The following is an 11,207-nucleotide window of genomic DNA, read 5'->3' on the forward strand; positions in this document are numbered from 1 at the left end:
CATGGGCCTTAAAAAGTTTATTGAAGACATCGAGCATCATTTTGAACCAGGTGGTAAACACGAAACGTGGTTTGCGCTTTACGAAGCAGCAGCAACACTTTTCTACACACCAGGTACTGTTACAAAGAAAAGCTCGCATGTCCGTGATAGCGTTGATTTAAAACGTATCATGATCATGGTTTGGCTTGCGGTATTCCCAGCAATGTTCTGGGGTATGTACAACGCAGGTGGTCAGGCTATCGCAGCACTAAACCACATGTATTCAGGTGCAGAACTAGTTTCTATCATTGATGGTAACTGGCACTACTGGCTAACCGAAATGCTTGGAGCCTCCTTAGGGGCCGATGCAGGTTGGGGCAGTAAGATGCTCTTGGGTGCGACTTACTTCTTACCTATCTACGCAACGGTATTTATCGTTGGTGGTTTCTGGGAAGTACTGTTCTGTATGGTGCGTAAGCACGAAGTCAACGAAGGTTTCTTTGTTACTTCTATCTTATTTGCGCTTATCGTTCCGCCAACGCTTCCTCTATGGCAAGCAGCACTAGGTATTACCTTTGGTGTTGTTGTTGCGAAAGAGATCTTCGGTGGTACGGGTCGTAACTTCTTGAACCCTGCTCTTGCTGGTCGTGCGTTCCTGTTCTTTGCATACCCTGCACAGATTTCAGGTGACGTAGTTTGGACTGCTGCAGATGGCTTCTCTGGTGCAACAGCGCTTAGCCAATGGGCTCAAGGCGGCGGTAGTGCACTAATGAACGTAACATCAGGTGAAGCAATCACTTGGATGGACGCATTCATTGGTAACATTCCAGGTTCTATCGGTGAAGTTTCAACGCTTGCACTTATGATTGGTGCAGCAATGATTGTTTACATGGGCATTGCGTCATGGCGCATCATTGCGGGTGTAATGATCGGTATGGTTGCAGTATCAACACTATTTAACGTGATTGGTTCTGACACTAATGCGATGTTCAGCATGCCTTGGCATTGGCACCTAGTTTTAGGTGGCTTCGCGTTCGGTATGTTCTTCATGGCGACTGACCCAGTATCAGCTTCATTTACCAATAAAGGTAAGTGGTGGTACGGCATCCTAATCGGCGCAATGTGTGTAATGATTCGTGTAGTTAACCCTGCATACCCAGAAGGCATGATGCTTGCGATTCTATTCGCAAACCTATTTGCTCCTCTGTTTGACCACGTTGTAATCGAGAAGAACATTAAGCGGAGACTAGCGCGCTATGGCAAGTAATAACGATAGCATTAAAAAGACGCTGTTTGTTGTTATCGCATTGAGCCTAGTGTGCTCAATCATCGTTTCAACAGCTGCAGTTGTTCTTAAACCTAAGCAACAAGCTAACGCAGTTCTGGATCAGCAAACTAAGATCCTTGAAGTTGCGGGCATTGAACTTGCGGGTAATATCCCTGAACTGTACGCAGAGAACATTGAACCTCGTCTAGTTGATTTCGCTACTGGCGATTTCGTTGACGGCGATGCTGCTGCATACGACCAACGTAAAGCGGCAAAAGATCCAGCTCAGTCAATCAAGCTTTCAGCTGAAGATGACATCGCTAAGATCCTTCGTCGTGCTAACACGGGTACTGTATACCTTGTGAAAGATGGCGCTGAAACTTCTAAAGTTATCATCCCTGTTCACGGTAACGGTCTATGGTCAATGATGTACGCATTCGTTGCGGTAGAAACTGATGGCAACACAGTTTCTGGTATCACTTACTACGAGCAAGGTGAAACTCCTGGACTTGGTGGTGAAGTTGAGAACCCATCTTGGCGCGCTCAATTCGTTGGTAAGAAATTATTCGACGAAAACCACAAACCTGCTATTCAGGTTGTTAAAGGTGGCGCTCCTCAAGGTTCTGAGCACGGTGTAGATGGCCTTTCTGGTGCAACACTGACTAGCGTTGGTGTTCAACATACATTTGACTTCTGGTTAGGTGATATGGGCTTTGGTCCGTTCCTAGCAAAAGTTCGTGACGGAGGTCTGAACTAATGTCTAGTGCAAAAGAAATTAAAAAGAGCATCTTAGCGCCGGTGTTGGACAACAACCCAATCGCGCTACAGGTTCTTGGTGTGTGTTCTGCTCTTGCGGTAACCACTAAGCTAGAAACAGCATTTGTTATGACTATCGCGGTAATGTTCGTTACTGCTCTGTCTAACTTCTTCGTTTCTTTGATCCGTAACCACATTCCTAACAGTGTGCGTATCATCGTTCAGATGGCAATTATCGCATCACTAGTAATCGTGGTAGACCAAGTGCTTAAAGCATACCTATACGATATATCTAAGCAGCTATCTGTATTCGTAGGCCTAATCATTACTAACTGTATTGTAATGGGTCGTGCTGAAGCATTCGCAATGAAGTCTGCGCCAATCCCATCTCTAATCGATGGTCTTGGTAACGGTCTTGGTTACGGTTTCGTTCTTATCACTGTTGGTTTCTTCCGTGAGCTTCTAGGCTCTGGCAAACTATTTGGTATGGAAGTACTACCTCTAGTGAGCAACGGTGGTTGGTATCAGCCAAACGGCTTGATGCTTCTAGCACCTTCTGCATTCTTCCTAATTGGTTTCTTGATTTGGGCAATTCGTGTGTTCAAACCAGAACAAGTAGAAGCGAAGGGGTAAGGTAGTCATGGAACATTATATTAGTCTGCTAGTTAAATCGATTTTCATCGAAAACATGGCGCTTTCTTTCTTCCTAGGTATGTGTACATTCCTAGCGGTATCTAAGAAAGTTAAAACTTCTTTTGGTCTTGGTGTTGCGGTAGTTGTAGTACTTACAATCGCTGTTCCTGTAAACAACCTTGTTTACACACACATCCTGAAAGAAAACGCGCTTGTTGAAGGTGTCGATTTAAGTTTCCTTAACTTCATCGCATTCATCGGTGTTATCGCGGCACTTGTACAAATCCTAGAGATGGTTCTAGACCGTTTCTTCCCACCTTTGTACAACGCACTAGGTATCTTCCTTCCACTGATCACAGTTAACTGTGCAATCTTTGGTGGTGTATCTTTCATGGTAACTCGTGACTACAACTTTGCTGAATCTGTTGTTTACGGCTTCGGTTCTGGTGTGGGTTGGATGTTAGCTATCGTTGCTCTTGCGGGTATCCGTGAGAAGATGAAGTACTCTGACGTACCTCCAGGTCTTCGTGGCCTTGGTATCACGTTCATTACTGTTGGTCTGATGGCGTTAGGCTTTATGTCTTTCTCTGGTGTTCAACTGTAGGGTAAGCACCCAGTAATAAGGAATAACAAATGTTTAGTATTATTCTTGGCGTAGCGATGTTTACCATTATTGTACTGGCTCTAGTACTAGTGATTCTTTTCGCTAAGTCTAAGTTAGTACCATCAGGTGACATCACTATTTCAGTAAACGGCGACCCTGAAAAGGCGATCGTTACTCAACCTGGTAGCAAGCTACTTGGTGCCCTGGCTGGCGCTGGTATCTTCGTATCTTCTGCTTGTGGTGGCGGTGGCTCTTGTGGTCAGTGTCGTGTAAAAGTTAAGTCTGGTGGTGGCGACATCCTTCCAACTGAACTTGATCACATCACAAAAGGTGAAGCTCGCGAAGGCGAACGTCTTGCATGTCAAGTTGCTATGAAAACTGACATGGAGATTGAACTAGACGAAGATATCTTTGGTGTTAAAAAGTGGGAATGTACTGTTATCTCGAATAACAACGAAGCTACTTTCATCAAAGAACTTGCTCTAGCGATCCCTGAAGGTGAAGAAGTTCCGTTCCGCGCGGGTGGTTACATTCAGATTGAAGCTGAACCACATCACGTGAAATACGCAGATTACGATATTCCTGAGGAATACCGTGGTGACTGGGATAAGTTCAACTTGTTCCGTTATGAGTCTATCGTTAAAGAGCATTCGATCCGTGCTTACTCTATGGCTTCATACCCAGAAGAGAAAGGCATCATCAAGCTTAACGTGCGTATCGCAACTCCGCCGCCAAACAACCCTGACGTAGCTCCTGGTGTTATGTCTTCATACATCTGGTCTCTTAAAGAAGGCGACAAATGTACTATTTCTGGTCCATTTGGTGAGTTCTTTGCTAAAGACACAGACAATGAAATGGTATTCATCGGTGGTGGTGCAGGTATGGCGCCTATGCGTTCTCATATCTTCGACCAACTTAAGCGTCTTAAGTCTACTCGTAAGATGTCTTACTGGTATGGCGCGCGTTCTAAGCGTGAGATGTTCTACATTGAAGATTTCGATGGCCTAGCGGCTGCAAACGAAAACTTCGTGTGGCACTGTGCACTGTCTGATCCTCAACCAGAGGACAACTGGGACGGTTACACTGGTTTCATCCACAACGTACTGTACGAAAACTACCTGAAGGATCACGAAGCTCCTGAAGATTGTGAGTACTACATGTGTGGTCCACCGATGATGAACGCTGCTGTTATCGGCATGCTGAAAGATCTTGGTGTAGAAGATGAAAACATCCTACTAGATGACTTCGGTGGTTAATCCACTTAAGTGATTGATATTATGGCTGACTCCTACGAGTCAGCCATTTGTTTTTCTAAGACAGCTTTTGACAACATACTGGCTTATATAAGAAAGAGTAAGGCATTCAAAATACCTATTTTTTACTCTTATTTTTCCTTATATAAATCCTCAACATTAGACAGGAGTAAGCAAGTGAGAATTTGGCTTGTTGCATTAACTTCTTTGATTTTTCTTGCGGGCTGTGAGCAGTCAAGAGAGCAAGTGCATTTGAGTGGCCCAACGATGGGCACGAGTTACAATATTAAATACATCAATGGTGATGAATTTCCTGAGTCTAATGAAGTTCATACAGAGATCGATCGTCTACTTGAAGAAGTAAACGACCAGATGTCGACTTACCGTGAAGATTCCGAATTAAGCCGTTTCAACCAGCATAAAGGTGCGGATGCGTTCGAAGTATCTGAGCAAACAGCGACGGTTGTGAAAGAAGCGATTCGTTTGAACGGTCTTACTGAAGGAGCTCTGGATGTAACGGTTGGTCCGTTAGTTAACTTATGGGGTTTTGGTCCTGAAGCTCGTCCTGAAGTTGTGCCATCAGATGAAGAGCTGGCGGCTCGCAAGGCTAAGATTGGTATCCATCATCTTAGTGTTGAAGGCAACATGTTGAAGAAAGACCTACCTAACCTGTATGTCGATCTATCCACGATTGCAAAAGGTTGGGGTGTTGACGTCGTCGCTGACTACCTTGATTCTATCGGTATTCACAACTACATGGTTGAAGTCGGTGGCGAAATTCGTCTGAAAGGTTTAAACCGTGAGAACGTGGGCTGGCGTATCGCGATTGAGAAACCAAGCGTTGATGAGCGTAATATCCAAGAGATCATCGAGCCGGGTGATATGGCTATCGCAACCTCTGGTGATTACCGTAACTATTTTGAACGTGATGGTGTTCGTTACTCACACATCATCAACCCTGAAACAGGAAAGCCTCTTCACCATAAAGTGGTTTCTGTGACTGTTTTAAACCCGTCTTCAATGACTGCAGACGGCTTATCTACGGGCCTTATGGTCTTAGGTGAGGAAAAAGGAATGGAAGTCGCAAACCAACATAACATCCCAGTGTTCATGGTGGTAAAAACAGCAGATGGCTTTAAAGAAATTGCTTCTGAAGCATTTAAGCCATACTTAGGTAAATAAGGTAAGCGAGATAATTATGAATACATTTCTGATTACATTTGGTGTTTTTCTTGCAGTAATCGCAGCGATGTCAATTGGCTACATTATCCAAAAGAAAGTTGTGAAAGGTAGCTGTGGCGGTTTGGGTGCTGTTGGTATTGATAAAGTATGTAACTGCCCTGAACCTTGTGACGCGCGTAAGAAGCGTGAAGCACGTGAAGCTTACCGTGAAGAGAAGCTGGCTGAGCGTCAACAAAAAGAAGCGGCTTGGAGTAAAGACCGTATCGCTTAATTGGTGACAGTCATAGGGGATAGAGTTATCTATGCCCTCAAATTGAAAAGCTCAAGATTATCGTCTTGAGCTTTTTTAGTTTTGAGGTCTAGCAATTAATCTTGGTATACCAAAAATGGAAACAGAGGCGAATGACTATTGTTCGATTTGCATGCTGTTACGCGCAAACACTAGTTGGTTTCTACCTTGCTCTTTTGCCGTATAAAGAAGCTCATCAGCGGCTTTGATCTGCTCATCTAGCTTCGCGTCTAAATCGGTTACGCCGATACTGATACTGACCTTGATTCTTTGAGAGTCATGCTCAACAACATGGCTTTCAATGGCTTCTCTCATGGACTCTAAGTTGTCAACAAAGCTCTCAAACGAACCACACGACTGAATACAAAATTCTTCGCCACCGAAGCGTACAGCAACATCATCTTTAAAATGGTCTTTGATGATCTTGCCGACTTCCACGAGGACTGCATCACCACCATCGTGACCGTAGGTGTCGTTCACTTTCTTGAAGAAGTCGATATCCATCATGGCTATACTGCGCAGCTCACAACCTTTACATGTTTGATTGAACAGGTAACGACGGTTCCATAAGCCAGTAAGAGCATCCTCGTTGGCATGTCGAAATAGCTCGTTGGCCGCTTCTTTCATATCAAGCAGTTGATGGATACGGCAAAAAAATTCTTCTTGGTTAAAAGGCTTGTAAAGGAAGTCGTTAGCCCCCGCTTTAAGGAATCGAGCTGTCATGGTGCGATCATCGCTGCCTGATAACCCTAGAATAGCCAACTGGTTTCTGTCGTGATCGCGTCGTATCTCACGGATCATCGCTATACCGTCTTTCTTCGGCATATCATGGTCTGTAACAACGAACGTAATATCGGGATCGTTATGAAGGAGCTTTAATGCTTGTTCGCCATCTTCGGCTTGGATAGTTTGGATATATTGGTGTTCTAGAAGTTGAGCTATGTAACGGCGAACGACCGCTGAATCATCGACAACCAATGCTTTGTGATGGCGATTATTCGAAATTCTTTGAACCAGGGGAAGTAGGTAGCTTACTGATGACATACTGTCTTTAAGTATGTAATCGATAACGCCTTTGGCTAGGACTTGCTCTCGCAGTTGATTGTCGAACATCCCGGTCAGGACAATGATTTTCTGTTGATAGCCTAAGACGAGATCAATGATCTCGCCGTCTTGGCCGTCAGGTAAACAGTAGTCGAGGACTGCACACAAGAAATCCGTTTCTTGCTCTAAGATCGCTTTGGCTTCTTCTACAGATTCCGCCAACGCAACTTCATAGCCATCGTTCTTAAATTGTTGGTAAAGATAGTTTCTGAATGCGCGACTATCCTCTACCACTAGTATTTTTTCACTCAAAAGCTATCCCTACTTATAGACTAAATACTCCTAACAATACTATCAGAATAGTGGGCGGCGAATGAAGTGAAACCTGTTGAGCTGGACTCCAGATCATTTTAAATCTGAGAATAATTGATTATACTGTTCATAGATACAGTTGTAAGGTTGAGTTATTTCCAAATGTGCAGTTCGGACCAAGAGAAAGTCAGAAAAATAATCCATGTCGATATGGATTGTTTTTACGCGGCTGTAGAAATGCGTGATAACCCTGCTTACCGAAATCGCCCGTTAGCTGTTGGTGGGCATGAAAAGCAACGCGGCGTTTTGAGCACCTGTAATTATGAAGCCCGCAAGTTTGGTGTTCGCTCTGCAATGCCTACCGGAAAGGCCCTACAGCTTTGTCCTAATCTATTGGTTGTGCCGGGAAGAATGTCGGTCTATGTCGAGATATCTAAAAAGATCCGTGAAATCTTCTCTCGATACACATCAATCATTGAACCACTTTCCTTGGATGAAGCTTTCCTTGATGTCACCGATTCTAAGCGGTGTCACGGTTCAGCAACACTTATTGCCGAGTCTATTCGCCGTGATATTTGGAACGAACTGAACCTGACAGCTTCTGCAGGAATTGCACCGATTAAATTCTTGGCGAAAGTGGCCTCAGATCTGAATAAGCCCAATGGTCAGTTTGTTATCCCTCCACAAGACGTGCAATCAGTGATCGATGAGCTACCACTTGAAAAGATTCCCGGTGTCGGCAAAGTGAGCATAGAAAAGCTGCACCAAGCGGGTTTCTTTACTTGTAAGGATATCAAAGAGTCTGACTATCGAGACCTGCTACTCAAGTTTGGCCGTCAAGGTGCATCACTCTGGAAGCGCAGTCATGGCATTGATGATCGAGAAGTTATCATCGAGCGCGAGCGAAAATCGGTAGGCGTAGAGCGCACCTTCACTCAAAATATTTCAACTTACGCTGAATGTTGGCAGGTAATCGAAGACAAGCTATTTCCTGAACTCGAGACTCGCTTAGAAAAGGCTAGTCCAAGCAAAGCGATCATCAAGCAGGGCATTAAGCTCAAGTTCGCCGATTTTCAACAAACCACGATTGAGCACATCCACGCCTCTCTCGATCGTGAACACTTCAAAGAGCTGCTTAGTGAAATACTGAAAAGACAACAAGGGCGAGAGATACGCCTACTTGGTTTAAGTGTAATGCTGCAACCCAAAGACCAAATGCGTCAGTTGAGCTTCTTTTAAAGATAATGAGTGAGATGAATACCGACTACGCTTCATAGCCTAGTCGGTTTTTTATAAGTAAGAATTACCTAGGAAGTTGTTTTACTCGCGCTAAGGTATCACTGAACGGTTGCTGCTCTAGCTTGCCGTAACCGACCATTTTACTGGCTTTGAGTTTGGTTGAAAGCGGGGTGGCGATTCCACATAAGAAGCGAGTAATTGCCTCGTCGGTAATCAGTTGTTGGCTCGCTGAAATAAACTCATGTATCCATGTCATCACCGTCTCATCATCGACAGGTTCAACATCAACGGTTGGTAAGATTGCCACTTCTCCTCGACATACAGAGCAATGACCACAGTTTGCTGGCGCTTTATCATCGGCAAAATAACTCGCAAGGCGTGAGCTTAGGCAAGTATCCGTCTCAAAGAAATTCAGCATTTGGTTAAGACGGTTTATCTCGCTGTGCTCTTTTGCTTTAAACAACTCAGTTAGACGCTCTGACAGCTGCATCATATCTTCTGAGGTATTGTGGATCGCATAGACATCCGTGATCTGTTTGCTTTCCAGTTCAATCCAACCTTGTTCATTGAAGTAGTCGATAGCCGCAATCACGCGCTGACGATCAGCTTGGAAATGAGTCCAAAGCGCATCGAAGTCGACTTGGCACCACACTCTTGCCTGAGGAGAGCATTGGAAAATCGCTTCGACAAATTGACGGCGTTCACTTTGGAACTGTTCGGTGATTTGCTGCTTCGGGCGAATGAACTTAAATTTGTAATCCGCAAAGTAGCTGTACTTTGGCTCAATCACGCCTTCAATTTCGAGATACACCAGCAGTGTTTTTAGCGGTAACTGACGAATGTTGGATTCACGTGATAGTTGGTTAAGCATGATCTCCCATTGATTAGAGCCAGAAGCGCCAATGTTTTGATTTTCGTAGATCTCTTTTAATACCGCTTGGATCGATATGTTGTCGGGTGTATCACCAAAAACGAAGTTCTCGAGTGTGCTTAAACCATGTTTGTTAGCGAGTAGAATACATTCAGACGCTTGACCATCTCGGCCAGCTCTGCCGATCTCTTGTGAGTAGTTCTCGATCGATTTTGGTAAATCAAAGTGAATCACTCGGCGAATGTTGGACTTATCTACGCCCATACCAAACGCAATGGTTGCCACGATACAGCTCACTTCATCATTCATGAATTGATGTTGAATTGCATCTCGGTTTTCAGGCTTAAGACCTGCATGATAAGCCACGGCATTAACGCCAGCGTTACGAAGTTGCTGAGCCACCATCTCTGCTGTTTGTTGAAGGGTGACATAAACAATAGTCGGAGCGAGAGAAGCTTGGTTGACGACATTGCTCAAGGTTTCTAGCTTGCTGGTTTGTTCGCAAGGTTGAATCGACAGGTCGAGGTTTTGACGATAGAACCCCGTAACCACAACGCGTTCCTCATCAATTTCAAACTTCGACTTCATATCTTGGATAACAGATGTCGTCGCGGTTGCTGTCAGTAACAGTACTTGAGGAATATTGAGCTGCTTTTGGTATTGAGGAAGCTTCAGGTAATCTGGTCTGAAGTTGTGTCCCCATTCTGAAATACAGTGCGCTTCATCGACCACAAGCAGTGAGATCGGCACTTGAGAGATAAACTGACGAAAGCGCTCGTTCTTCAAGCGCTCAACGGAGATCATGAGGATCTTTGTGTCACCGTTACGTACCGACTGCATGACCTGTTGTGTGGTTTGTCTGTCTTGGCTTGATTCGATTGCCGCTGCGCTAATGCCTTTACTGTGCAGGAAAGCGAGTTGGTCTTTCATCAAGGCTAACAGCGGTGATATCACCAAGGTTAAGTGCGGCAATTCTAATGCTGGTAATTGATAACACAGAGATTTACCTGATCCTGTAGGGAATATGGCCGCAGTCGAGTGACCAGATAGAACGTTATCAATGACTTGCTTTTGTCCATTACGCAGTGAGTCGAATCCGAATACTTGTTTTAGTTTCTGCTCAATCATTTATGTTCTACCTGAGTTATTAAGTGTCGTATTGATGCTAAAGCGGGCGCCTATTCATGATAGCGTCGCTTGATGAATCAAATGTCTTGCACCTGATTGTACCTAATTCTATTCTGTAGCTCCTATAGAAAAGCACCCCAATAGTATGAATAAGTCTGAGCTTCGCCAAATAATCATAGAGCAACTTGAATCCCGATTACGTATCGCACAATCTGCTACTCAACGCGCTATTGATGCTGCGACAGATGAAGAGACAGTGCCTGAACATAAGTACGATACATTGGCATTAGAAGCTTCGTATCTCGCCCATGGTCAAGCGGTGAGGGTACAAGAGTGTGAAGACGATATTCAGTGTTATCGTAACTTAGTGTTGCGTGATAGTGAGAAGGTTACGGTGAGCAGTTACGTTGTGGTCATTGACGAGCATGATCAATATAAACACTTTTTTATGGGGCCGAGAGTCGGCGGACTTTCTGTCACGTGGAATGAGAATGAGATTGCCATCGTGACGGCAAATGCACCTTTTGGCCAGGCTCTAATGGGTAAAGAAGTTGGTGATGAGATTGAGTTTAAGGTCGCAGATAAACAGTTTTGCTACGAAGTTATCTCTATCGACTAACTAACTAACTGACTAGGGCGTGTTGATCTTT

At 44.4% G+C, this 11,207-nt stretch carries 11 protein-coding genes; 9 read left to right on the forward strand and 2 right to left on the reverse strand.

Annotated features, from left to right (window positions below; all coding sequences use genetic code 11):
- The first annotated feature begins 1 nt into the window (after position 1).
- The 7 genes from AB4371_RS16945 to nqrM all read left to right on the forward strand — a co-directional run bounded on the left by AB4371_RS16945 (position 2) and on the right by nqrM (position 5,945).
- Complete coding sequence (locus AB4371_RS16945) at positions 2–1,246, forward strand: NADH:ubiquinone reductase (Na(+)-transporting) subunit B (protein ID WP_004735208.1); 1,245 nt, start codon at positions 2–4, stop codon at positions 1,244–1,246.
- A complete protein-coding gene (locus tag AB4371_RS16950) occupies positions 1,236–2,003 on the forward strand; it encodes a Na(+)-translocating NADH-quinone reductase subunit C (RefSeq protein ID WP_017059911.1) in 768 nt (255 codons plus the stop codon). The genes AB4371_RS16945 and AB4371_RS16950 overlap by 11 nt, the downstream gene beginning before the upstream one ends.
- Entirely contained in the window at positions 2,003–2,635 is a 633-nt protein-coding gene (locus AB4371_RS16955; RefSeq protein ID WP_008223083.1) for an NADH:ubiquinone reductase (Na(+)-transporting) subunit D, read from the forward strand. Before AB4371_RS16950 ends, AB4371_RS16955 begins: the two co-directional genes overlap by 1 nt.
- A gap of 7 nt (positions 2,636–2,642) precedes the next feature.
- Complete coding sequence (gene nqrE, locus AB4371_RS16960; RefSeq protein ID WP_009848375.1) at positions 2,643–3,239, forward strand: NADH:ubiquinone reductase (Na(+)-transporting) subunit E; 597 nt, start codon at positions 2,643–2,645, stop codon at positions 3,237–3,239.
- 29 nt (positions 3,240–3,268) lie between these two features.
- Entirely contained in the window at positions 3,269–4,495 is a 1,227-nt protein-coding gene (gene nqrF / locus AB4371_RS16965) for an NADH:ubiquinone reductase (Na(+)-transporting) subunit F (protein ID WP_017059912.1), read from the forward strand.
- A 174-nt stretch (positions 4,496–4,669) separates the two neighbouring features.
- The gene (locus AB4371_RS16970) at positions 4,670–5,674 is read left to right on the forward strand and encodes an FAD:protein FMN transferase (RefSeq protein ID WP_017059913.1); all 1,005 of its coding nucleotides are present in this window, start codon (positions 4,670–4,672) and stop codon (positions 5,672–5,674) included.
- Between the two features lie 16 nt (positions 5,675–5,690).
- Positions 5,691–5,945 carry a (Na+)-NQR maturation NqrM gene (gene nqrM, locus AB4371_RS16975; protein WP_009848378.1) on the forward strand — a complete coding sequence of 85 codons (255 nt, stop codon included), beginning with the start codon at positions 5,691–5,693 and terminating at the stop codon, positions 5,943–5,945.
- 135 nt (positions 5,946–6,080) lie between these two features.
- Here the strand turns inward: nqrM and AB4371_RS16980 are convergent, their stop codons facing one another.
- The gene (locus AB4371_RS16980; RefSeq protein WP_372150384.1) at positions 6,081–7,319 is read right to left on the reverse strand and encodes a response regulator; all 1,239 of its coding nucleotides are present in this window, start codon (positions 7,317–7,319) and stop codon (positions 6,081–6,083) included.
- Positions 7,320–7,481: 162 nt separating this feature from the next.
- Here AB4371_RS16980 and dinB point away from each other — a divergent pair, with 162 nt between their 5' ends.
- Entirely contained in the window at positions 7,482–8,558 is a 1,077-nt protein-coding gene (dinB, locus tag AB4371_RS16985; protein WP_029236421.1) for a DNA polymerase IV, read from the forward strand.
- 64 nt (positions 8,559–8,622) lie between these two features.
- On the opposite strand, the gene AB4371_RS16990 is transcribed toward dinB, so the two are convergent.
- Positions 8,623–10,557: an ATP-dependent DNA helicase RecQ gene (locus tag AB4371_RS16990; RefSeq protein WP_372150385.1), complete on the reverse strand. Its 1,935-nt coding sequence runs from the start codon at positions 10,555–10,557 to the stop codon at positions 8,623–8,625.
- Positions 10,558–10,702: 145 nt separating this feature from the next.
- On the opposite strand from AB4371_RS16990, the gene AB4371_RS16995 reads away from it, so the two are divergent.
- Positions 10,703–11,176, forward strand: a complete 474-nt coding sequence (locus tag AB4371_RS16995) for a GreA/GreB family elongation factor (protein ID WP_017059917.1) — start codon at positions 10,703–10,705, stop codon at positions 11,174–11,176.
- The last annotated feature ends 31 nt before the right edge of the window (positions 11,177–11,207 follow it).

Source organism: Vibrio sp. 10N.261.51.A3 (genome assembly GCF_041471965.1).
In the GTDB taxonomy this organism is placed as follows: Bacteria; Pseudomonadota; Gammaproteobacteria; order Enterobacterales; family Vibrionaceae; genus Vibrio; species Vibrio crassostreae_C.